The organism is Streptomyces sp. NRRL F-525 (assembly GCF_000716605.1).
Lineage (GTDB): Bacteria > Actinomycetota > Actinomycetes > Streptomycetales > Streptomycetaceae > Streptomyces.
Window position 1 is genome coordinate 1 of sequence record NZ_JNXE01000064.1, and the last position, 22,136, is coordinate 22,136.

A 22,136-nucleotide genomic window follows, 5' to 3' on the forward strand; every position below is an offset into this window, starting at 1 on the left:
CGACCGAGACGGGCGGGTGGGTGGGCAAAAGCCGACCTCACCGTCCAGCCAACGTCACCGCCTGGTCCAGCGCCTGCAAGAACCGGTTCACTGTCGCCCGGTCCCGCACAGCGAGCCGTAGCCACGCCTCGTCCAACCCCGGGAACGTGTCCCCACGGCGAACGGCGAAGCCCAGGTCGCGTAGATGCCGACGTACAGCTACCGCATTCGGAACGCGGACGAGGACGAACGGCCCCTCGGCGGGTTCCATGACCCGGAGTCCGTCGGGGGCGAACTCGGCCAGCCCGGCGACGAGATGGGCCCGGTCGGCGGTGATCCGGTGTGCGGCGTGCGCGGCCTCGGCGAGGGCCGGGGACTCCATGCAGGCCTCCGCCGCGGCCAGCGCCGGCGTGGACACCGGCCAGAGCGGCTGGGCCCGCTCCAGTTCCGCGATCGTGTCGGGGGCGGCAAGGACGTAGCCGATCCGCAGTCCGGCCAGCCCCCACGTCTTGGTGAGGCTGCGCAGGACCACGAGGCCGGGGACGTCCGTCCGCCCTGCCAACGACTCCCGTTCACCCGGCACCGCGTCCATGAACGCCTCGTCGACCACCAACGTCCGCCCGGGTCGGGCGAGTTGGGCGATTACCTCAGCGGGGTGCAGGACGGACGTCGGGTTCGTCGGGTTGCCGATCAGCACCAGGTCCGCGTCCTCGGGCACCGCCCGCACAGCCCCCGCATCCAGCCGGAACCCGTCCGCCTCCCGCAACAGCACCCGCCCCACCGAGTGCCCCGCGTCCCGCAACGCCGCCTCCGGCTCCGTGAACTGCGGGTGCACGACCACCGGCTGACGGACCTTCAGGGCGCGGGCGAGCAGCACGAAGGCCTCGGCGGCACCGGCCGTCAGCAGGACGTGTTCCACCGGCAGCCCGTGCCGCGCCGCGACCGCCGCCCGCGCGGCGCGCCCGTCCGGGTACGCGGCGAGCCCGGTCAGCGAACCGGCTATCCGCTCGCGCAACCAGGCCGGGGGAGTGTCCGCGCGGACGTTCACGGCGAGGTCGATCAACTGGGCGCCGTCGTCCCGCACTTCGACGTCACCGTGATGACGGAGATCGTGCGCTCTGTCCGTCGGATCGTGGTCGTGGGCTCTGTCAGTGTGCATGGGCGTGCCCACCGTGATGGTGGTGCCCGTGGTCGTGGCCGTCGTCGTCCGGGTGGAAGTGCGGCTGCTGCGGCTGCCCCACCTTGTCCTCGAAGCCGGGCAGCGCGATGCGGTACACGCACGAGTCGCAGTTCATCCGCAGATCGCCCTTGACCGCCTCCCGGTACCGCTCCATCACCAGGTCCAGCAACTCCGGCTCCGGGCCTATGACTTCGGCGGACAGTACGTTGATCTCCGGGTGCGCCGCCGCCCAGCCCTCCGTCTGCTGCCGCACCCGGTCCGGCAGGATGCCGGTGAACAGGAAGTACGGCAGGACGACGATCCGCCGGGCACCCAGCTTCACGCACCGGTCGAGGCCGCTAGGCACGTCCGGCGCCGCGAGCGACACGAACGCCGGTTCCACGCCCGCGTATCCGCGCCCCTCCCACAGCAGCCGCGCCGCCTTGTGCACCTCGGCGTTGGCGTCCGGGTCGGTCGACCCGCGCCCCACCAGCAGCACGGTCACGTCGGCCCGGTCGGCGGGCGTGCGCGCCGACTCGCCGAGCGCCTCGTCGAGCCGCCGCTCCAGCACCTTCAGCAGCGAGGGATGCGGGCCCAGCGGACGCCCGTACGTGTACGAGATGCCCTCGTGCCGCTCCTTCTCCCGGGCCAGCGCCGCCGGGATGTCCCCCTTGGCGTGCCCGGCGGACACCAGCATCAGCGGTACGGCGGCGAACCGGCGCACCCCCCGCTCCACCAGCTCGGTCACCGCGTCGCCCAACGGCGGCGGCGACAGCTCGATGAACCCGCCCGCGACAGGCAGTTCGGGGTGGCGGCGGCCCAACTCCCGTACGAAGTCCCGGAACGCCTCGGCTCCGGCCTCGTCCCGGGTGCCGTGTCCGGCGATGAGCAGGGCGGGCGGCGGGGTGGTCACGATTTCTCCTCGATAGGTGAAACAGGTTGATACAGCAAGGCGTTGAGCGCGGCCGAGGCCACCGCCGAACCGCCCTTCTCGGACACGTTGCTCACGGCGGGCAGCCCGCTCTCGCGCAACGCGGCCTTGGACTCGACCGCGCCGACGAAACCGACGGGCAGCCCGATGACGAGCGCGGGGGAGGCGTCCAGCGTCAGCAGCTCCTCCAGGGCGGTCGGCGCGTTGCCGATCACCCAGAGGGCACCGGGCCCGACCTCCTCGTAGGCGAGCCGGATCGCGTGTGCCGAACGGGTCAGCCCCGGCCCGGACTTGGCGTCCCCGAGCCTGCACACGGTCTCGCGCCGGGTGATCCCGGCCGCGACCATCCGCACGTCCACGACCACCGGTGCCCCGGCGTGCAGCGCGGCATGCGCCTTCGCCAACTCGCCCTCGTCCAGGACGAGATCGGACGCGTACGCCAGATCGGCCGCGGAGTGGACGACCCGCTCCACGACCGCACGGGTCAGCGGCGGGAGGTGCGAGGTGTCCAGCCGGGCCCGCATCCGCCGGTAGGACTCCACCTCGATCGGATGAACCACACGGTTCACAGCGGTCACTTGGCGCCCTCCTCCGATGCCTGCGCGGCCTGCCAGCGGTACCCGCGCGGCGTCACCATGCGCCCCGCGATGTCCCGGGTGGCCGTGTTGCCCACGGTCACCACCGTCATCATGTCGACCCACGCCGGATCAAGCGCGGCCAATGTCGTCAGCCGGCTGGACTCGTCGGGCCGCGACGCGTTCCGTACGACACCGACCGGCGTCGTCGGCTCCCGGTGCCCGGCGAGGATCGCGAGGGCCTTCGGGAGCTGCCAATCCCGGCCCCGGCTACGGGGGTTGTAGAACGTCACCACGATGTCCGCCTCGGCCGCCGCCCGCACCCGCCGCTCGATGACCTCCCACGGCGTGTGCAGATCGGAGAGACTGATGGACACATGGTCGTGGCCGAGCGGCGCCCCGAGGATCGCCGAGGCGGCCAACGCGGCGGTCACGCCCGGGACTCCGACCACGTCGATGTCGTCCGACGCCTCCGCGAGCGCGGGCGAGGCCATCGCGTACACCCCGGCGTCCCCGCTGCCGATCAGCGCGACCGCCTGTCCCTTGCGCGCCTCGGCCACTGCGGTACGGGCCCGCTCCTCCTCGGCGCCGAGCCCCGACTCCAGGACCAGCGTCCCGGGCCGCAGCAGATCGCGGATCTGGTCGACGTACTGGTCCAGCCCCACCAGCACGGCAGCGCGCTGCAGTTCGGCCTTCGCACGCGGCGTGAGCAGATCCCGGGCGCCCGGCCCGAGCCCGACCACCGCGAGCCGCCCGCGCGCGACCCGTCGTACAACAGCACAGGTCGCCATGGCCGGTTGCCCGTCGGCGCGCTCCGACTTCCGCTTGGGGACGAGGAGTTCGCCCCCGCCGACGAGCGCGGCGGCCTCCGCCACGGACGGTGTGCCCACGGCGGCCAGGGGCGCGTCGGAGGGGTTGGGCACCTCCACCGCGGCCAACTCCCCGGCGGAGTACGTCACCAGCGGCACACCGAGCCGCTCGGCCGCCTCGACGATGCCGGGCTCGTCCGACTTGGCGTCGACGGTGGCGAGTTGGGCGAGCGATGCGAGGGACAGCCCCGCGTCGCGCACGGCGCTCTCGACGAGACCGAGTACCTCGTCCACCGGCGCACCCTTGGACGCGCCGACCCCGACGACAAGGGATGGCGGGCGCAGCGCGACCTCCCGCTCGCCGGGTGCGACGGCGCGATCGGTGACGCGGATGACGTAGGCACCATGGGACGACACCTTCAAAGGCGGCAACGGCCACGCCAACTCCGCGTCCAGGGCGACCGGTTCACCGTCCAGCAGGGCTCGCGTGACCCCGGCGACATCGCCCTCCACGGGGAACCCGAGCGTGTCCAGACCGGGCACGCCCACCGCGTCCGTGGCCGTGGTCACCACCGGCTGCGCGGCGAGCAACTCGCCCACCTCCACGGCGAGTTCATTGGCCCCGCCGCCATGTCCGCCCACCAGCGAGACGGCGAACCGGCCGCCCTCGTCGACGGTCACGACCCCCGGGTCGGTCCGCTTGTCGCCCAGCAGCGGGGCGATCAGCCGTACGACGGCTCCCGTGGCGAGGAAACACACGAGCTGCTCGCACTCCGCGAACGCGGCCCGGACGGCGTCCCCGACGGGACCCTCGTACACGCGCGTACGGTCCGGCCACGCGGCGGCCAGCCGGTCGCGCGCAGCCGCGCCCGCCGCGGTGGCGGAAATGAGGCCGATCACAGAGCAACTCCTTCTGGAGACACGGGGGTTCGGTTCCCCCACAGCAGAAAAACAGGATTGGTCGCCGCGAGCCGGGTCACATCACCCGGCAGCGGCGCCAGCCGGGACGACTGCAACAGCACCCCGTCGACCGCGAGTCCGGCCGCCGAGAGAGCCTCCCGCACGGCGGGTACCCGGTCCAGCGCGGCCATCGCGACGACCACGGTCCGCCGGGCCCGCCGCGCGCACGCGGTGACGATGGCGGGCAGTTCGCGCCCGCCCCCGCCCACGAACACGGCGTCGGGATCGTCGAGGTCGGACAGCACGGTCGGCGCCGCCCCGTGCACGGTGTGCACGTCGACGCCGTGCGCCTCGGCGTTGGCGCGGATCCGCTCGACACCGTCCCGGGTCTTCTCGACGGCGGTGACGGCGGCACCGAGCCGCGCGCACTCGACGGCCACGGACCCGGAGCCCGAGCCGACGTCCCAGACCAGGTCGCCGAGCCGAGGCCCGAGCCGGGCCAGGGCCAGCGCCCGTACCTCGAACTTGGTGATCATCGAGTCCCGGTGCTCGAACTCCCGCTCGTCCAGCGCCCATTGGGCCGGTCCGACAGCAGCCCCGGCGACCGTCCGCACGGCACCGAGCACCCGCGCCTCGTCCAGACACAGCACCACACTCACCGCCGTACCCCAGTCCCGGGCAGCGGCCTCGGCGGGCGTGACCCGCTCCACCTGCTCCTCCCCGGACCCCAGCGCGGACGCGACGACGAGGACGCGCCCGCCGGTCCGGTGGGTGAGCGCCGCCCCCAGCTCGGCGGGTCCGGCCCCCGGCCCGGTCAGCACGGCGACCTTGGGATGCGCGCGGCACGCGTTGACCGCCGTACGGAGGTCACGTCCGTGCGCGCTGACGACGACCGCGTCGTCCCAGGTCAGCCCGGCGCGAGCGAAGGCGGTGGCGACGGACGACACCCCGGGACGTACGTCGAGGGCGTCGCTGGAGAAGCGTTCCGCCAGGGCCCGCACGATCCCGAAGAACCCGGGGTCCCCCGAGGCCAGCACGACGACCGGCTCGCCCTTCTCGACGTAGGCCTGGATGGTGTCGAGGGCGGGCGCGAGCGGGCCGAGGACGATCTGCTCGGCGTCCTCCGGCACCGTGACGGCGGCGAGGTGCCGCCGCCCGCCGACGACGAGCCGGGCGCCGGCGAGCACGTCGTCCACTAGGGGAGTCCCCGTCCCCGTCCCCAAGACCGTGATCACGTGCTCGCACCCCGAGAGCGCAGGGCCCGGCGGGCCTCCGGGTCGGCCTTGCGGTAGCCGTGGAAATGGCCCGGATGGTAGAGGTGCGAGCGGGTGCCGTGGGCGTCGAGGGCCGGGCCGACCAGGAAGAGGGTGTGCTTCCAGAGCTTGTGCTCCTTGACCGTCTCCTCCAGCGTGGCGATCGTGCACTTCACGATCAGTTCCTCGGGCCAGGTCGCCTGATAGGCGACGACGACGGGCGTCTCCGTCGGATAGCCGCCCTCCAGCAACTCCCGTACCAACTGCCCGCTGCGGGCGGCCGACAGGAAGATCGCCATGGTCGTGCCGTGGCGCGCGAACTCCCGCACCTCCTCGCCGGGCGGCATCGGCGTCTTGCCGCCGCCGAGCCGGGTGAGGACGACGGACTGCGCGACCTCGGGGATCGTCAGCTCGCGCTGCGCGAGGGCGGCGACGGCGGAGAACGCCGAGACACCCGGGACGATCTCGGTCGCGATCCCGATCGCGGCACACCGGTCGACCTGCTCCTGAGTACCGCCCCAGAGGGCCGGGTCGCCGGAGTGGATCCGGGCGACGCGCAGCCCTTCCGCACCGGCCCGCTCGTACACGGCGACGACGTCCTCCAGGGACATCGTCGCCGAGTCCAGGATCTCGGCGCCCACGCGCGCGTGGTCGAGGACCTCGGCCTGCACCAGGCTGGCCGCCCAGATCACGACGTCGGCCTCGGCGATGGCGCGCGCGGCACGGAACGTCAGCAGATCGGCGGCGCCGGGGCCGGCACCGACGAAGGTCACCTTGCCGGTGGGGGCGGCAGCGGTATCGGCAGCGGCCATGGGGTCGGATCCTCTCAAGCGGGACAAACAGAACGGGAACGTCAGTACACGTGGGGGTGGAGTGGGCCAGGATGTGCGCGAACAGGGGTTGATCGGATAGCAAGGGGACTATGGCGGTCTTCGTCGCGCTCGGCGCGTTCCTGATGACGCTGGCCGGCGGCTGGACGGCACAGCGCGTGACCGACCGCCGCCATCTCGTCCTGGGCCTGGCCGGCGGCCTGATGCTGGGTGTGGTCGGCCTCGACCTGCTGCCGGAGGCGCTGCACGCGGCGGGCCGCGAGGTCTTCGGCGTACCGGCCGCCCTGCTGCTCTTCGTGGCCGGCTTCCTCGTGGCCCATCTGGTCGAACGCCTGCTCGCCGCCCGCCAGGCCTCGCACGGCGCCGAGGAGCACAACGGCCGCGCGCCCGAGGTGGGCCTCACGGCGGCCGCCGCGATGGTCGGCCACAGCTTCATGGACGGGGTCGCGATCGGCGCCGCGTTCCAGGTGGGCGGCGGCATGGGCACGGCCGTCGCGCTCGCGGTCATCGCCCACGACTTCGCGGACGGCTTCAACACGTACACGATCACGAGCCTGTACGGCAACGCCCGCCGCAAGGCCATCGCGATGCTGGTCGCGGACGCGGCGGCCCCCGTGGCGGGTGCCGCGTCGACGGCCTTCCTCACCATCCCGGAGGCCCTGCTCGGCGGCTATCTCGGCTTCTTCGGCGGCGTGCTCCTCTACCTCGCCGCCGCCGAGATCCTCCCCGAGGCTCACCACGAACACCCCGCGCCCGCGACCCTGCTGTGCACGGTCGCGGGAGCGGCGTTCATCTGGCTGGTGGTAGGCCTCGCCAGCTGAGCCCATGGGGAGGGGTCTCACAGTTTCCCGCCCCGCCCGCCCTCACGCCGCGCGGGCGCGATGAGCGTCGACAGATACGGCAACGGCTCCCCATCCAGCTCGGCGGCGGGCCGGATCGACTCCTCGGGCAGCCCGAGCGCCGACCCCCACACCGCGTCCTCGATCCGCCCGGTCTCCCGCAACGCCTCGGCGACCTCCGCCGCCTGCCGCCCGAACTTGTACGCCACGACCGTCCCCGGCCCGGCGAGCGCGTCCTTGAGCACACCGGACCCGGCGGTCACGGGCACGAGGGTGAGTGGCTCGGTCCCTTCGGTGAGCACGGCCCCGGAACGCGCGGCGAGATCCTGCATGGCGGTGATACCAGGCACGGTCTCCACAACCACCCCCGGCACCAACTCCCCGATGGTCAGGGCGAGATAGGTGAAGGTGGAGTAGACGTTCGGGTCCCCGATGGTGGCGAACGCGACGACACCGTTCGTCCCGAGCAACTCGGCGACCTTGGCCCCCGCGGCATCCCAGGCGGCCTCACGCCGAGCACGGTCGGTCCGCTCATTCAGCGCGAACACAACCCGCAGCACCTTCTCCGCGGGCACGTAATGCAGAACGGTGGCCTCGGCCCGCCCCCGCTCACCACTGTCCATGACCGGCACGACGACGACATCGGCTGCCCGCAGAGCGTTGACACCCTTGACGGTCACCAGCTCCGGATCGCCGGGACCCACCCCGACTCCGATCAACCTGCTGCTGCTCATGACGTCCGGCACCTCTCCACGAACCGACGGGCCACACCGGGCTCGGCCGCCCAGTGCGTGTGCAGATAACTCGCGTGCACACCCTGTTGTACGAAACCTTCGACCCGCCGGTCAGGAGCGCGAACCCCCCAGGCGGGAGCCGCCCCCGAGCCGGGCTCGACGACGGTCCGATGAAACTCGTGCCCCCGCATCCGCGTCCCGGCCACGGCCAGCACACTGTCGCTCAACGCGACGGCATCCCGATACCCCAACGTCAGCCGCTCGCTCATCCGCCCGGACGCATCCAGCACCCCGCACATCGGCATCCCGTCCAACTCCCGGCACAGATACAGCAGTCCGGCACACTCGGCGGCGACGGGAGCACCACTCTCCGCGAGCGCTCCGACCGCCTTGCGCAACGGTTCGTTGGCGGACAACTCGCTGGCGTACACCTCCGGGAACCCGCCTCCGATCACCAACCCGCGTGTTCCGTCCGGGAGTTCCTCATCCCGCAGCGGATCGAATACGACGACCTCGGCACCGGCCGCGGTGAGGAGTTCGGCATGCTCGGCGTAGGAGAAGGTGAAGGCGGGGCCTCCGGCGACGGCAACCCTCACTTTTGAGCTGGCGGCAACATCGGCCTGCCCATTCACTTTTGGACGCGGGCCTGCATTTTCGGCCTGTCCGTTCACTTTTGGGCTCAGGCCCACACATTCAGCCCGTCCGGCGTTTGAGGACGAGGCCCCTTCAGGGCCGAAGCGGGGGTCTGGGGGCGCAGCCCCCAGGGACGGGACGGGTAGGGGCGGCGGGGGCGAAGAAGCCAAGGCCTCAGCCGCATCCCAGCCCGCACCCGACAACACACCGGCACTACGCGCCAGCGCAAGCAACCCCTCAAGATCACACCCGGCGTCGACCTGCGCCCCCATAGCCGCAACGGCCTCCACCGCAGCACCTTGCCGCTCGGCAACCGGCACCAACCCCAGATGCCGAGAAGGCGTATCCACCTGAGGAACCCGCCGCAACACCCCCAGCACCGGTACCCCCGCCGAGTCCAACGCCTCCCGCAACAACACCTCATGCCGATCGGACGCGACCTTGTTCAGGATCACGCCCCCGACCCGAACCTCCGGATCCCAGGAAGCAAACCCATGCACCAAGGCCGCGACAGACCGAGACTGCGAAGACGCGTCGACGACAAGAACCACCGGCGCCCGCAGCAACTTCGCCACATGCGCCGTGGACGCCAACTCCCCTTCCCCCGCAGCCCCGTCGAACATCCCCATCACACCCTCGACAACAGCGAGATCACACCCGCGAGCCCCATGCGCGAACAACGGCCCGACCAACTCGGGCCCACACAGATACGCGTCGAGATTCCGCCCCACCCGCCCGGTGGCGAGCGCGTGATACCCGGGGTCGATGTAATCCGGCCCGACCTTGTGCGGAGACACGGCAAGCCCCCGCGAGGCGAACGCGGCCATCAACCCCGTGGCAACAGTGGTCTTGCCGCTACCGGACGAAGGCGCGGCAATGACCAACCGAGGGACGGAGGAGGACGAGGAGGACAAGGAAGTCACGACAGCTTCACCACTCGATACCCCGCTGACCCTTCTGCCCGGCGTCCATGGGGTGCTTGACCTTGGACATGTCGGTGACGAGGTCGGCGTACTCGACGAGCTTCTCGGGCGCGTTCCGCCCGGTGATCACGACGTGCTGCGTGCCCGGCCGGTCCCGCAGCACGGAGACGACCTCATCGACATCGACCCACCCCCAGTGCATCGGGTAGGCGAACTCGTCCAGCACATACAGCTTGTAGGTCTCGGCGGCGAGATCCCGCTTGACCTGCTCCCACCCTTCCCGCGCCTTCTCCTCGTTGTCCATCTGGGAGTCGCGCTGAACCCACGACCACCCCTCGCCCATCTTGTGCCAGTCGACGGACCCGCCCTCACCGGAAGCCCCCAGCACCCGAAGCGCGTTCTCCTCGCCGACCTTCCACTTCGCCGACTTGACGAACTGGAACACCCCGATCGGCCACCCCTGATTCCAGGCACGCAACGCCAGCCCGAAGGCGGCGGTCGACTTACCCTTCCCAACTCCCGTATGCACAACGACAAGTGGCCGATTCCGCCGCTGACGGGTCGTCAACCCGTCATCCGGTACGACACTTGGCTGCCCCTGCGGCATTACGCGGCCCTCCTCTGTACGTCCTTCACGAGCCCGGCGATCGAGTCCGCCCGCAACTCGTCCAGCGTCACAGCCGTACCCTCCAGCTCACCGGCCAACTGCCCTGCCAGCCCCAGCCGTACGGGCCCGGTCTCGCAGTCCACGACCACGGAGGCGACCCCGTCGGCGGCGAACAGCCGCGCCGCCCGCCCGGCAAGCGCGACCGGCTCGGGCCCACCGGTGGCCCGCCCATCGGTCACGAGGACAACCAGCGCCCGCCGCGCCGGATCCCGCAACCGCTCCACCCGCAGCACGTCATGCGCCTTGAGCAGTCCGGCGGCAAGCGGCGTCCGCCCACCCGTCGGCAACGACTCCAGCCGTACGGCGGCGGCGTCCACGGAAGAGGTCGGCGGCAACGCAACATCAGCGCTCGCCCCCCGGAAAGTCACCAGCCCCACCTTGTCCCGTCGTTGATACGCGTCGAGCAGCAACGACAGCACAGCCCCCTTCACCGCACTCATCCGCTGCCGCGCCGCCATCGACCCGGACGCGTCCACGACGAACAGCACGAGGTTGCCCTCACGCCCCTCCCGCGTCGCCTGCCGCAGATCGTCCCGGCGCACGACCAGCCCACGTCCGGACCGCCCGCGAGCCAGCTGATGCGGAGCGGCCGCCTGGATGGTCGCCGCCAAGTGCAGCTTGGTGAGCGTCCCTTGGGGCCGCTTGGCCCCGGTGGTCCGCCCGTGCTCGGTCCGCGCCCGCGAACGCCGCCCGGCGGCACCCTCGCCGATCCCCGGCACGCTCAGCACCTTGGTCCGGAAGGGCTCGGAGGCCCGCACGGGCTGCTGCTCACCCGAGCCCGCGCCGGAAGGCTGCGGTTCCCCGCCCTCGCTGGCCTCGGGCTGCGCACCCGTGTCATCACCCTGAGGCCCATCGGAGTCCGGTTGCTGCCCGCCGCCCCCGCTCGGACCGTCAGGACCGCCGTCCGGATCGGGATCGTCCTCGGGCCCCTGCTCCGGCTCCTGCTCCTGCTCCGCGAACTCCTCCAGCGTCTCGTCGAGCTTGTTCTCGTCAAGTCCCGGCGCGTCGAAGGGATTTCGCCGCCGCCGGTGCGGCAGCGCGAGCAACGCGGCCTGCCGTACGTCCTCGGCGAGTACGTCGGTCCGCCCGGCCCAGGCGGCCAGCGCGGTCGCCGTTCGGGCCATGACGATGTCGGCCCGCATGCCGTCCACCTCGAAGGCGGCACAGGTCGCCGCGATCTGCCGCAGCGCCCCGTCGCCCAGCCGCACGGACGGCAACAGCGCACGCGCGGCGATGATTTGGGCCCGTACGGCGGACTCCTCGTCCGCCCAGCGCACGGTGAACCCGGCGGGATCGTCGTCGTAGGCGAGCCTGCGCCGGACGACCTCGACCCGCTGGTCGGGCTCCCGCGAGGCCGCGACCTCGACGGTCAGCCCGAAGCGGTCGAGCAACTGCGGGCGCAGTTCGCCCTCTTCGGGGTTCATGGTGCCGACGAGCAAGAAGCGGGCGGCGTGCCGGACGGAGACGCCTTCGCGTTCGACGTACGACGCGCCCATCGCGGCGGCGTCCAGCAAGAGGTCCACGAGGTGGTCGTGGAGGAGGTTGACCTCGTCGACGTAGAGGATGCCCCGGTGCGCGTCGGCGAGCAGGCCCGGCTCGAAGGCCTTGACGCCCTCGGCGAGTGCCCGCTCGATGTCGAGCGCGCCGACGAGCCGGTCCTCGGAGGCGCCGACCGGCAACTCGACCATGCGCGCGGGGCGTTGGGCCCCGGGCCCGGTCTCGTGCGGCCCGTCCGGGCAGGCCGGGTCGGGCGCGGCGGGATCGCAGGAGAAACGGCAGCCGGGCACGACGGCGACCTCCGGCAGCATCGCCGAAAGGGCGCGTACGGCCGTCGACTTGGCGGTGCCCTTCTCGCCGCGCACCAGCACACCGCAGACCGCCGGCGACACGGCGTTCAGCAGCAGCGCGAGCCGCAGATCGTCCTGGCCGACAAGGGCCGTGAACGGAAAGGGAGTTGTCACTGGTCGTCGCCCTCCAGGTCGCCTTCGAGCTCCAGGTAGGTGGCCCGCAGTCGTTCCAGCGTGTCCGCGTCCGGCTCGGCCCACAGTCCGCGCTCGGCCGCTTCGAGCAGCCGCTCGGTGATGCCGCGCAGCGCCCACGGGTTGGACTTCTTCATGAAGTCCCGGTTCTCCGGGTCGAAGACGTACTCCGCGCTGAGCTTCTCGTACATCCAGTCGTCGACGACGCCGGCCGTCGCGTCGTACCCGAAGAGGTAGTCGACGGTCGCCGCCATCTCGAAGGCACCCTTGTAGCCGTGGCGCCGCATCGCCGCCATCCAGCGGGGGTTGACCACCCGGGCGCGGAAGACGCGGTGCGTCTCCTCGCCCAGCGTGCGGGTCTTCACCTGGTCCGGGGTGGCCGAGTCACCGACGTACGCCTCGGGGGAGGTGCCGGTCAGGTGGCGGACCATGGCGACCATGCCGCCGTGGTACTGGAAGTAGTCGTCCGCGTCGACGAGATCGTGCTCGCGGGTGTCAACGTTCTTGGCCGCTACGGCAATTCGCTTGAACGCGGTCTCCATGTCCCCGCGCGCCGCCCGCCCGTCCAGCCCGCGCCCGTACGCGTAACCGCCCCACACGGCGTACACCTCGGCGAGGTCCGCGTCGCTGCGCCAGTTCCGCGCGTCGATCAACGGCAGCAGACCGGCGCCGTAGGCCCCCGGCTTGGAGCCGAAGATACGGGCCGTGGCCCGGCGCCGGTCGCCGTGCTCGGCGGTGTCCTCGTCGGCGTGCTTGCGGACGTAGTTGGACTCCGGCGGCTCCTCCAGCTCGGCCACTGCCCGCACCGCGTCGTCGATCAGCCCGACGACGTGCGGGAACGCGTCCCGGAAGAAGCCGGAGATGCGCACCGTGACGTCGATGCGCGGCCGGCCCAACTCCGTGACGGGCACGATCTCGAAGCCGGTCACCCGGCGCGAGGCGTCGTCCCAGACGGGACGGCAGCCCAGCAGCGCGAGGATCTCGGCGATGTCGTCACCCTGGGTGCGCATCGCCGACGTACCCCAGACCGTGAGGCCGACGGACTGGGGAAACTCGCCGTTGTCCTGGAGGTACCGCTGCACGAGCGAGTCGGCCAGCGCCTGCCCGACCTCCCAACTCAGCCTGGACGGAATGGCCTTGGGGTCGACCGAGTAGAAGTTCCGGCCGGTCGGGAGGACGTTGACCAGGCCACGGGTCGGGGAGCCGGAGGGGCCCGCCGGGACGTAACCGCCGTTCAGGGCGAGGAGGATGTGGTCGATCTCGTCGGTCGTGCGGGCGAGCCGGGGCACGACCTCGACGCAGGCGAACTCCAACACCGCGACGGCGTCCGGGAGTTCGGTGCCGATGACGGCACGGACGAGCGCCGGGACTGCCGTCACCTCCCACTCCTGGGACTCCATGCCCTCGGCGAACCGGCGGCACAGCTGCTCCAGCAGATCGATCGCGTCGGCGGCGGAACGGGCGGGCCCGTCCACCAGCTCGGTCAGTTCCACCGGCACCTTCACCGGCGCCCCCGGTTCGGCCAGCAACTCCTTCTCGACCAGGCCGAAGTGCTCGGCCAACGCGGCCCGCAGACCCGGCAGCGCGTTGGCCTGCCCGCCCCACACCTGCGAGGCGCGCAGCACCGCCAGCACGAGGTTCACCCGCGCCTCGCCGACCGGGCCGCCACCCAGGATGTGCAGCCCGTCGCGGATCTGCACGTCCTTGATCTCGCACAGATAGCCGTCGATGTGCATCACGAACTCGTCGAACGCCGCGTCGTCCGGCTGGTCGTCGACATGCAGGTCGTGGTGCAGCTCGGCCGCCTTCACCAGCGTCCAGATCTGCGCGCGCACGGCCGGCGCCTTCGTCGGGTCCAGGTCGGACACGAGGGCGTACTCGTCGAGGAGTTGCTCCAGCTTGGCCAGATCGCCGTACGTGTCGGCACGCGCCATCGGCGGCACCAGGTGGTCGACGACGGTGGCGTGGCCGCGCCGCTTGGCCTGGGTGCCCTCGCCGGGGTCGTTGACGATGAACGGGTAGATCAGGGGGAGTTCACCGAGTACGGCGTCGGGCGCGCAGCCACTGCTGAGCCCAAGTCCCTTGCCGGGCAGCCATTCCATGGTGCCGTGCTTGCCCATGTGGATGATCGCGTCGGCGCCGAAGCTGTTGTCCAGCCAGCGGTACGCGGCCATGTAGTGGTGCGACGGCGGCATGTCGGGGTCGTGGTAGATCGCGATCGGGTTCTCGCCGAAGCCGCGCGGGGGCTGGATCATGACCACGACGTTTCCGAACTGGAGGGATGCCAGCACGATGTCGTCGCCGTCCACGTAGAGGTTGCCGGGTGGCTCACCCCACGCGTCCAACATGCCCTGCCTGAGCTCCGGTTCGAGCTTGTCGAACCATGCCTGGTAGTCGGCGAGCGGCACCCGCGCGGGTGCGGCGGCCAGTTGCTCCTCGGTGAGCCATTCGACGTCGTGGCCACCGGCGTTGATGAGCCGGTGGATCAACTCGTCCCCGTTGTCCGGGTGTTCGTCGACCCCGTACCCGGCGTCCCGCAACGCGTCCAGCACCCGGATCGCCGATGCGGGCGTGTCCAGACCCACCGCGTTCCCGACCCGCGAGTGCTTCGTCGGATAGGCGGTGAACACGACCGCGAGCTTCTTCTCGGCGTTCGGCTTGTGCTTCAACTTCGCGTGCCGTACGGCGATTCCGGCGACCCGCGCGGCCCGCTCGGGGTCGGCGACGTAGACCGGGACGTCGTCCGGGCCCTGCTCCTTGAAGGAGAACGGGACGGTGATGAGGCGGCCGTCGAACTCCGGGATCGCGACCTGCATCGCGGCGTCCATGGGGGAGAGGGCGGCGTCGGACGCCTCCCACGCCGCCTGCGAGGTGGTCAGGCAGAGCCCTTGCAGGACGGGGATGCCGAGGATGTTGAGCGCCTCGACGTCCCAGGCCCCCTCCTCGCCGCCCGCGGAGGCCTCCGAGGCGTTCGCGCCGCCGGCCGCGAGGACAGTGGTGATCAGCGCGTCGGCCTCGTTGATGAGCTCGTACACGCCTGATTCCGCGCTGCGCAGTGAACCGCAGTACACGGCAAGGGCGTTGGCGCCCTTCGCCTCGATCGCGTCGCACAGGGTGTCCACGAAGGCGGTGTTGCCGCTGAGTTCGTGGGCGCGGTAGAAGAGCACGGCGACCGTCGGGCGGTCCAGGTCGAGTTCGGGCTCGCCGTGGACGCCGTACTCCGGCATCTCCTGCGGTGCTTCGAAGCCCTCACCCGTGAGCAGCACGGTGTCCGAGAGAAACCGGGCGAGTTCGGTGAGGTTGTCCGGCCCGCCCTCGACGAGATACCGCAGCGCCTCGGCGACCACACCCGCCGGTACCGACGACTCGGCCATCAACTCCGCGTCGGGGACGGTCTCCCCGCCCAGCAGCACGGTCGGGATGCCGGAGGCCTTGAGCGCGGCGAGCCCGTCCTCCCAGGCGCGCTTGCCGCCGAGCAGTCGTACGACGGCGATGTCCGAACCGGAGATCAGGGCGGGGAGTTCCTCCGCCGCGTCCACCCGGGACGGGTTGCCGATCCGGTACCCGGCGCCGGAGGCCCGGGCCGCCAGCAGATCCGTGTCGGCGGTCGACAACAACAACACTGTGCTCATGCGGGCGCTCCCGGTGGAATGAAAGGCAGTCCTTGCGGCGCGCCGGACTCGATGAGTCGCCAGAGCGCGTCCGTGTCCGCGTGCTGTTCGATGAGGTCGCCGAGCCGGTCGAGCTGCTCCTCGCGCAGCGCGGCGAACGAGGTGTCGGGCGCCGGTACGAACCGGCGGCCCGCGGCGGCCGCCACCTCGCGCAGGAACGCCCGCCGGAACCCGTCCGACTCCAGCGAGCCGTGCCAGTGGGTGCCCCAGGTCTGACCGACCCGGCAGCCGTCCAAGAAGGCTTCTCCGCCCGTGAGTTGGGCGACCCCGTGATGGATCTCGTACCCCTCGACCGGCTCGCCGAGGGCTTCGCCGACGGGCCGGGTGAGGGTCTTCTCGCGCGCGAACCGCACGCGCAGCGGCAGGACTCCGAGCCCGTCGACCGAGCCCTGCCGACTCTCGACCTCGTCGTCGATGTGCTCACCGAGGATCTGGAAGCCGCCGCAGATCCCGAGGATGGGGCGTTGCTCGGCAGCCCGGCGGATCAGCGCGTCCCCAAGTCCCCGTCCCCGCAGCCATTCCAGCGCCTTCACCGTGCCCCGGGTCCCCGGGATCACGACGAGGTCCGCGTCGGCCAACTCCTCCGGCCGGTCCACGAACCGCACCACGACGCCCGGTTCGGCGGCCAGCGCGTCCACGTCGGTGAAGTTGGACATGAGGGGGATCGCGCAGACGGCGACCCGCAGCACGTCCTCGCCGACCGGCGGCGCGGTGTTCGACTCGCGCACGGTGCCGCGCAGCGAGATGCGCAGCCCGTCCTCCTCGTCGATCCCGAGCCCGTGCTGGAACGGCAGCACGCCGTACGCCCGCCGCCCGGTGAGGCCGAGCAGCATCTCCAACCCCGGTTCCAGCAGCGAGACATCGCCGCGGAACTTGTTGACGAGGAACCCGGCGACGAACGCCTGGTCCTCGGGGCTCAGCAGCGCGACGGTTCCGAAGAAGGAGGCGAAGACGCCCCCGCGGTCGATGTCGCCGACGACGAGAACGGGTAGTTGGGCGTTGCGCGCGATGCCCATGTTCACGATGTCGGTCCGCCGCAGATTGATCTCCGCGGGCGAACCGGCCCCCTCACAGATCACCGCGTCATACGTGCCCCGCAACTCGGCGAGACAGTCCAACACCGTGCCGAGTAGCGCCTCTTGACGCCCGCCGTGATAGCCGCGCGCACTCATCTCGCCAACTGGCTTGCCCATGAGGACTACTTGGCTGGTGCGGTCGCTGCCCGGCTTGAGGAGTACGGGGTTCATCAGCGCGGTCGGCTCGATCCGGCACGCCTGCGCCTGCATGGCCTGCGCCCGCCCGATCTCGGCACCTTCGCGGGTGACGAATGAATTCAGGGACATGTTCTGCGCCTTGAACGGCGCGACCTTCACGCCCTGCCGCACCAGCCACCGGCAGATCCCGGCGGTCACGACACTCTTGCCGGCGTCCGAGGTGGTGCCGGCCACCAACAGCCCGCCGCCGCTCATGACTTCCGTCCCTTCACCAGCAGCCGCCCGGCGACACTGACCCCGAGCGCGAGCAGCCCGACGCGCCGGGACAGCCGTACGGCACGCGCGATGTCCGGTACGGCGACGGCGCGTCCGTCGCCGTTGAGCACGGGCCGGTGCTCGACCCGGCCGCCGTAGGAGAGCGTCCCGCCGAGTCGTACGCCGAGGGCGCCCGCGAAGGAGGCCTCCACGGGACCGGCGTTGGGGCTCGGGTGTTTGCGGGCGTCGGTGCGCCAGGCGCGGGCGGCGCCGCGCGGGTCGCCGCCCGCCACGGTCGCGAGGGCGGCGGTGAGGCGGGCGCCCGGCCAGCCGGCGACGTCGTCGAGGCGGGCCGAAGCCCAGCCGTAGCGGCGGTACTTGGCCGACTTGTGGCCGACCATCGCGTCCAGCGTGTTCACGGCGCGGAAGCCGAGCAGGCCCGGGACGCCTGCGATGCCGCCCCAGACCAGGGCGCCGACGACCGCGTCGGACGTGTTCTCGGCGACGGACTCGACGACGGCCCGGGCGATCCCGTCGGCGTCGAGGGCCTGCGGGTCCCGTCCGCAGAGGTGGGGGAGTCGTGCCCGTGCGGCATCGATGTCCCCGGCCTCCAGCGCGCGCCCGATGACCCCGGCCTCGCGCGCGAGGGAGGTTCCGCCGACGACGGCCCAGGTGGCGGCGGCGGTGAGGGCGGCAGAGGCCGTACGGGAAGGTCGTAGGGCCGAAGTGGCCGCGGTGGCGAAGGCGATGGTGCCGCCTACGCACACGGCGGTGTGCAGGGCGCCCCAGCCTCGGTGGTCGCGCCACAGCACCTGTTCCACGGCGCCGGCGGCACGGCCGAAGGCGGCGACCGGATGCCCGCGGCGGGGATCGCCGAGGAGGTGGTCGCCGAGGAGGCCGGCGGCGGCGCCGTACGCGAAGACGCGATCGGCACGCATCGGGTCAGCCGATCACTGAGTCGGACACGGGGATGGTGCGGGACCTCGAACGGCAGCCGAGCATGGCGATTTGTCCTCACTCAGGGTGTCCACGCCCTGGTTCGACGAGACCGGCGGTGAGAGTTCCTGGCTCCCGGGGGTGTCTACCCCGGTGACAGTGGCGGGACCGCGCCGGATTCGCACCGGCTTCCTCTCCTGCCGCCGTATATGGCTCCGGCAGTCCACCATGCTGTTGGAAGGGCCGTCAACTTGCTGTTGACCTGCGGGGACGGAGTGTGCTGATGCCCACACGCGAGGGGTCGGAGGGGTCACGCGGACGTGGGGTGCGGGACGGCGACCCGTCCCGCACCCCACGCTCGGTCGAACTGGCGGCCGGTCAGGCCACGATCAGATAGATCCCGTACGCCACCGCCGCCGCGCAGGCCGCGAAGCAGGCGTACGCGCCGGTCAGGGCGAGGGGCGCGGAGTCGCCCTGGGCGGTGGCGCGTTCGCGGCGGGAGAGGCCGACGATGCCGAGGGTGAAGACCGCCACGAGGGAGACGGTGGCCACCAGGCTGACGCCGAAGACGGAGCCGAGGGCTGCCCAGTCGATGTGCATGCTGATTCGTTCCTTCGTGTCTGGGGCGCGGGCTCAGACGGCGGCGGCCGGCGGTGTCGCCGGGTCGGACTTCGCGAGGGTGGGCGGGGAGGGGATCGTCGCCGACAGGCCTTCGGAGAGGGCGACCGACGGGGGCGGCGGGGTGACGGCGGCGATGGCGGTGGTGACCACGCCGGCCGGTTCGTCGATCTCGTTGACGTTCGAGGCGTCGACGACCTGGCGCCGGGAGAGCAGCCAGATGCCGGCGCTGGACGCGACCAGGAAGACGGCCACCAGCGCGGTGCCCCAGTCGCCGAGGTCGGTCACGGACTCGGCGAGCGCGCCGACCAGCGCGGCGGCCGGCAGCGTGAGCCCCCAGGCGACGAACATCCGGGTGGCGGTCGACCAGCGGACGACACCGCCCTTGCGGCCGAGGCCCGCGCCCATCACCGAACCGGAGACGGCGTGCGTGGTGGACAGGGAGAAGCCGATGTGCGAGGAGGCCAGGATGACCGCGGCGGCGCTGGTCTGGGCGGCGAAGCCCTGCTGCGGCTGGAGGTCGGTCAGGCCCTTGCCCATCGTGCGGATGATGCGCCAGCCGCCGATGTAGGTGCCCATCGCGATGGCGAGGCCCGCGGAGAGGATGACCCAGGTGGGCGGGTCCGAGTCGGGGGCGATGGAGCCGCCGGCGATCAGGGCCAGGGTGATGATGCCCATCGTCTTCTGCGCGTCGTTCGTGCCGTGGGCCAGCGAGACCAGGCCGGCGGAGGCGATCTGGCCGACGCGGAAGCCCTTGTCGGCGGCCTTGCCGCCCGCGTTCTTGCCCACGGCGTAGGAGAAGCGGGTGGCGAGCATCGCCGCGACGCCCGCGACGATCGGGGCGGCGATCGCCGGGAGCAGCACCTTGGTGACCAGGACGTCGCCGTGGACCGCGCCGGTGCCGGCCGAGGCGATGGTGGCGCCGATCAGACCGCCCATGAGGGCGTGCGAGGAACTGGACGGCAGGCCGACGAGCCAGGTCACCAGGTTCCAGAGGATCGCGCCGACCAGGGCGGCGAAGATGACCTCGGGCCGGATGCCGCTCTCGTCGACGAGCCCCTTGGAGATCGTGTTGGCGACCTCCACGGAGAGAAAAGCGCCCACCAGGTTGAGGGTGGCCGACATGGCCACCGCGACCTTGGGCTTGAGCGCACCGGTCGAGATGGTGGTGGCCATCGCGTTGGCGGTGTCGTGGAAACCGTTCGTGAAATCGAACGCGAGTGCGGTGATCACCACAATCGCGAGGATCAGCGAGAAGCTTTCCATTTACCCAGGCAATCGTTCGAGGTCATTGGCGCGTTGACCGTAGGAAACCTGAATGAACGGAAGATGAACTGAGGGGGTCCCTGTGGTGGCCGGATTGCCTAGTAACCCCGGGCGAACTTCCTCAGTTGGCTCACCGTCCCGTTGAAGAGATTCTGGTCACCCGGCAGGCTCCCGCTGTTGTCGTACTGCCAGAAGGTCCAGTACGACCATCCGGCGGGCAGCGAGCCCGCGTCCGCCGACCCGTGGCGGGCGATCCACAGGGCGTGTGCCGAGGCCAGGGAGCTGTTGTCGCCCGTGCAGGTCTTCCACCACAGGGTGGTCGTGTAGATCACGGGGCGGCGGCCGGTCTCCCGGTTCACCTCGGCGCTGAAGGCCTTGATCCAGTTGACCGTCCCGGTCTTGCTCAGGCCGTAGCAGGGGTGCTTCTTGTCGTACGGGTTGGTCTCGATGTCCAGGGCCGGCGGCAGCGTCCAGCCGTCCGCCTTCCAGTCGCCGCCGTGCGCCACGAAGTACGCGGCCTGGCTCGCGCCGGACGATCTGTCCGGCAGGGCGAAGTGGTACGCGCCGCGGATGATGCCCGCCTTGCGGGCGCCGTCGTACTGCTGGCCGAAGTACGGGTTGCGGTAGGTGGTCGACTCGGTCGCCTTGACGTAGACGAACGTGGCGCCCTTCGCCTTCGCGCTCGGCCAGTTGACGCTCTTCTGGTGCGAGGAGACGTCGTGGCCCTTCGTCGGGCTCGCGGCGGTGCCGGCGGCGGTGGCCGGGGTCTCGGTGAGCGCGAGGGCGGTTGCGCCGGCGGTGAGCGCGGCGAGGGCGGCTGCGGCGAGGCGGGCGCGCGGGTGTGGGCGGGCGAGGGTGCGGATGCGGTTCGGTGTGCGGTCACGGGCCATGTTTCCCCCGGGAATGGCGGCGTGCACGACAAATCTCCCAGAGGTTATTGGAAGATCCGTCAATGCCGGTCGGTCTCCGGCCAAGCGGCCGGAGTGGGTGATTGACACCTATATGTCATCTTTCGGATGCGCGGCTTCCGGCCTAAAGTGCCTTCGCCCGAACGTGCGTTGGGGCACCGGCTGACAGGATCGCGGCATGGCTGAGCAACGGCGGGACCAACGGGACGGGCGGGGCACCCGGGAGAGTGCGGGGATCGTGGGGGAGGCGCGGAGGCGAAGTGTGCGCGCCGAGGAGGCGCACGCCTGGGGCGCGCTCGTCGCGACAGCGCGCCGGACGGTCTCCGACGGCCTGGTCGTCGGCACGTCCGGGAACGTCTCGGTGCGCGTCGGCGACACGGTCCTGGTCACACCGTCGGGCGTCCCCTACGACCGCCTCGCGCCCGCCGACACGGTCGGTGTCGACCTCGACGGCCGGCAGGTCCTCGGCACCCTGCTCCCGACGAGCGAACTCCCCATGCATCTCGCCGTCTACCGCAGCACCGACGCCCACGCGGTCGTCCACGCCCACGCCGTCCACGCGACGGCCGTCTCGACCCTCGTCCCCGAACTCCCCTCCGTCCACTACATGTCCGGCGCCCTCGGCGGCCCGGTCCGGGTTGCCCCGTACGCGACCTACGGCACGGAGGAGTTGGCCGAGAACATGCTCCACGCCCTCGCCGACCGCTCCGCCTGCCTCCTCCAGAACCACGGCACGATCGCCTACGGCACGTCCCTGGACCAGGCCTTCGACCGCACGGCCCAGCTGGAGTGGATGTGCCGGCTGTGGCTTACGGCGTCGTCGGTACCGGGGTTGTCGCCGACGTTGCTGACGGGGGAGCAGGTGGCTGAGGCGGGGGAGCGGTTGCGGGGGTATGGGCAGGGGGGCGCGCGGCGGGGTGAGGGGTGAAGGTGCGGCGGGGTGAGGGCGGTGGAGGTGAGGGGCAGAGGAGAGCGCGGCGAGGGTGAGGGCGCGGGTGGGGACGGCGGAAGCGAGAGGGTGAGGTCGGCTTTGTGTGGGGTGCGGGTGGTGGAGAGG

18 protein-coding genes and 1 riboswitch are annotated in these 22,136 nt (G+C 71.6%); of the genes, 2 read left to right on the top strand and 16 right to left on the bottom strand.

The features are described 5' to 3' along the window. Positions 1 to 37: 37 nt before the first annotated feature. From cobC to cobM, 6 genes are read right to left on the bottom strand one after another with little or no spacing between them, the layout of a single operon-like run. The gene (cobC, locus tag OO69_RS46420; RefSeq protein WP_033287077.1) at positions 38 to 1,138 is read right to left on the bottom strand and encodes an Rv2231c family pyridoxal phosphate-dependent protein CobC; all 1,101 of its coding nucleotides are present in this window, start codon (positions 1,136 to 1,138) and stop codon (positions 38 to 40) included. After that, entirely contained in the window at positions 1,128 to 2,051 is a 924-nt protein-coding gene (locus OO69_RS46425; protein WP_033287078.1) for a sirohydrochlorin chelatase, read from the bottom strand. Before OO69_RS46425 ends, cobC begins: the two co-directional genes overlap by 11 nt. Then, entirely contained in the window at positions 2,048 to 2,638 is a 591-nt protein-coding gene (locus OO69_RS46430; protein WP_033287094.1) for a precorrin-8X methylmutase, read from the bottom strand. Before OO69_RS46430 ends, OO69_RS46425 begins: the two co-directional genes overlap by 4 nt. A gap of 5 nt (positions 2,639 to 2,643) precedes the next feature. Continuing rightward, positions 2,644 to 4,353: a precorrin-3B C(17)-methyltransferase gene (gene cobJ / locus OO69_RS46435; protein WP_033287079.1), complete on the bottom strand. Its 1,710-nt coding sequence runs from the start codon at positions 4,351 to 4,353 to the stop codon at positions 2,644 to 2,646. Continuing rightward, complete coding sequence (locus OO69_RS46440) at positions 4,350 to 5,588, bottom strand: bifunctional cobalt-precorrin-7 (C(5))-methyltransferase/cobalt-precorrin-6B (C(15))-methyltransferase (protein ID WP_033287080.1); 1,239 nt, start codon at positions 5,586 to 5,588, stop codon at positions 4,350 to 4,352. The genes cobJ and OO69_RS46440 overlap by 4 nt, the downstream gene beginning before the upstream one ends. Further along, positions 5,585 to 6,418 carry a precorrin-4 C(11)-methyltransferase gene (gene cobM, locus OO69_RS46445; RefSeq protein WP_033287081.1) on the bottom strand — a complete coding sequence of 278 codons (834 nt, stop codon included), beginning with the start codon at positions 6,416 to 6,418 and terminating at the stop codon, positions 5,585 to 5,587. The genes OO69_RS46440 and cobM overlap by 4 nt, the downstream gene beginning before the upstream one ends. 110 nt (positions 6,419 to 6,528) lie before the next feature. On the opposite strand from cobM, the gene OO69_RS46450 reads away from it, so the two are divergent. Next, complete coding sequence (locus OO69_RS46450) at positions 6,529 to 7,257, top strand: ZIP family metal transporter (protein ID WP_033287082.1); 729 nt, start codon at positions 6,529 to 6,531, stop codon at positions 7,255 to 7,257. A gap of 17 nt (positions 7,258 to 7,274) precedes the next feature. On the opposite strand, the gene cobI is transcribed toward OO69_RS46450, so the two are convergent. The 10 genes from cobI to OO69_RS46500 all read right to left on the bottom strand — a co-directional run bounded on the left by cobI (position 7,275) and on the right by OO69_RS46500 (position 21,061). Next, positions 7,275 to 8,021 (bottom strand): precorrin-2 C(20)-methyltransferase, encoded by a 747-nt coding sequence (gene cobI / locus OO69_RS46455; RefSeq protein ID WP_033287083.1) that lies wholly within the window; start codon positions 8,019 to 8,021, stop codon positions 7,275 to 7,277. Continuing rightward, entirely contained in the window at positions 8,006 to 9,556 is a 1,551-nt protein-coding gene (locus tag OO69_RS46460) for a cobyrinate a,c-diamide synthase (protein WP_420707973.1), read from the bottom strand. The genes cobI and OO69_RS46460 overlap by 16 nt, the downstream gene beginning before the upstream one ends. A 16-nt stretch (positions 9,557 to 9,572) precedes the next feature. After that, positions 9,573 to 10,172 carry a cob(I)yrinic acid a,c-diamide adenosyltransferase gene (gene cobO, locus OO69_RS46465; protein ID WP_033287085.1) on the bottom strand — a complete coding sequence of 200 codons (600 nt, stop codon included), beginning with the start codon at positions 10,170 to 10,172 and terminating at the stop codon, positions 9,573 to 9,575. Continuing rightward, the gene (locus tag OO69_RS46470) at positions 10,172 to 12,193 is read right to left on the bottom strand and encodes a putative cobaltochelatase (protein ID WP_033287086.1); all 2,022 of its coding nucleotides are present in this window, start codon (positions 12,191 to 12,193) and stop codon (positions 10,172 to 10,174) included. Before OO69_RS46470 ends, cobO begins: the two co-directional genes overlap by 1 nt. After that, a complete protein-coding gene (cobN, locus tag OO69_RS46475; protein WP_033287087.1) occupies positions 12,190 to 15,843 on the bottom strand; it encodes a cobaltochelatase subunit CobN in 3,654 nt (1,217 codons plus the stop codon). Before cobN ends, OO69_RS46470 begins: the two co-directional genes overlap by 4 nt. Then, positions 15,840 to 17,351, bottom strand: a complete 1,512-nt coding sequence (locus OO69_RS46480) for a cobyric acid synthase (RefSeq protein ID WP_033287088.1) — start codon at positions 17,349 to 17,351, stop codon at positions 15,840 to 15,842. The genes cobN and OO69_RS46480 overlap by 4 nt, the downstream gene beginning before the upstream one ends. Then, the gene (locus OO69_RS46485; protein ID WP_033287089.1) at positions 17,348 to 18,289 is read right to left on the bottom strand and encodes a cobalamin biosynthesis protein; all 942 of its coding nucleotides are present in this window, start codon (positions 18,287 to 18,289) and stop codon (positions 17,348 to 17,350) included. The genes OO69_RS46480 and OO69_RS46485 overlap by 4 nt, the downstream gene beginning before the upstream one ends. 99 nt (positions 18,290 to 18,388) lie before the next feature. After that, a riboswitch (cobalamin riboswitch) is annotated at positions 18,389 to 18,531 on the bottom strand. A 134-nt stretch (positions 18,532 to 18,665) separates the two neighbouring features. After that, positions 18,666 to 18,887, bottom strand: a complete 222-nt coding sequence (locus tag OO69_RS46490; protein ID WP_033287090.1) for a hypothetical protein — start codon at positions 18,885 to 18,887, stop codon at positions 18,666 to 18,668. A 33-nt stretch (positions 18,888 to 18,920) separates the two neighbouring features. Next, positions 18,921 to 20,171 carry an inorganic phosphate transporter gene (locus OO69_RS46495; protein WP_033287091.1) on the bottom strand — a complete coding sequence of 417 codons (1,251 nt, stop codon included), beginning with the start codon at positions 20,169 to 20,171 and terminating at the stop codon, positions 18,921 to 18,923. A gap of 98 nt (positions 20,172 to 20,269) precedes the next feature. After that, the gene (locus OO69_RS46500; protein WP_033287092.1) at positions 20,270 to 21,061 is read right to left on the bottom strand and encodes a lysozyme; all 792 of its coding nucleotides are present in this window, start codon (positions 21,059 to 21,061) and stop codon (positions 20,270 to 20,272) included. Between the two features lie 196 nt (positions 21,062 to 21,257). Between OO69_RS46500 and OO69_RS46505 the strand changes: the two genes are divergently transcribed. Beyond that, positions 21,258 to 22,007, top strand: a complete 750-nt coding sequence (locus tag OO69_RS46505) for a class II aldolase/adducin family protein (RefSeq protein ID WP_033287093.1) — start codon at positions 21,258 to 21,260, stop codon at positions 22,005 to 22,007. The last annotated feature ends 129 nt before the right edge of the window (positions 22,008 to 22,136 follow it).

What these genes read in the sequence shown, in the direction of transcription:
- OO69_RS46480 (WP_033287088.1), bottom strand. Translation starts at nt 17,351, where the DNA reads ATGAGCGGCGGCGGGCTGTTGGTGGCCGGCACCACCTCGGACGCCGGC.
- cobM (WP_033287081.1), bottom strand. Translation starts at nt 6,418, where the DNA reads ATGGCCGCTGCCGATACCGCTGCCGCCCCCACCGGCAAGGTGACCTTC.
- OO69_RS46500 (WP_033287092.1), bottom strand. Translation starts at nt 21,061, where the DNA reads ATGGCCCGTGACCGCACACCGAACCGCATCCGCACCCTCGCCCGCCCA.
- OO69_RS46485 (WP_033287089.1), bottom strand. Translation starts at nt 18,289, where the DNA reads ATGCGTGCCGATCGCGTCTTCGCGTACGGCGCCGCCGCCGGCCTCCTC.
- OO69_RS46490 (WP_033287090.1), bottom strand. Translation starts at nt 18,887, where the DNA reads ATGCACATCGACTGGGCAGCCCTCGGCTCCGTCTTCGGCGTCAGCCTG.
- cobC (WP_033287077.1), bottom strand. Translation starts at nt 1,138, where the DNA reads ATGCACACTGACAGAGCCCACGACCACGATCCGACGGACAGAGCGCAC.
- cobN (WP_033287087.1), bottom strand. Translation starts at nt 15,843, where the DNA reads ATGAGCACAGTGTTGTTGTTGTCGACCGCCGACACGGATCTGCTGGCG.
- cobO (WP_033287085.1), bottom strand. Translation starts at nt 10,172, where the DNA reads ATGCCGCAGGGGCAGCCAAGTGTCGTACCGGATGACGGGTTGACGACC.
- OO69_RS46495 (WP_033287091.1), bottom strand. Translation starts at nt 20,171, where the DNA reads ATGGAAAGCTTCTCGCTGATCCTCGCGATTGTGGTGATCACCGCACTC.
- OO69_RS46450 (WP_033287082.1), top strand. Translation starts at nt 6,529, where the DNA reads ATGGCGGTCTTCGTCGCGCTCGGCGCGTTCCTGATGACGCTGGCCGGC.
- OO69_RS46505 (WP_033287093.1), top strand. Translation starts at nt 21,258, where the DNA reads ATGGCTGAGCAACGGCGGGACCAACGGGACGGGCGGGGCACCCGGGAG.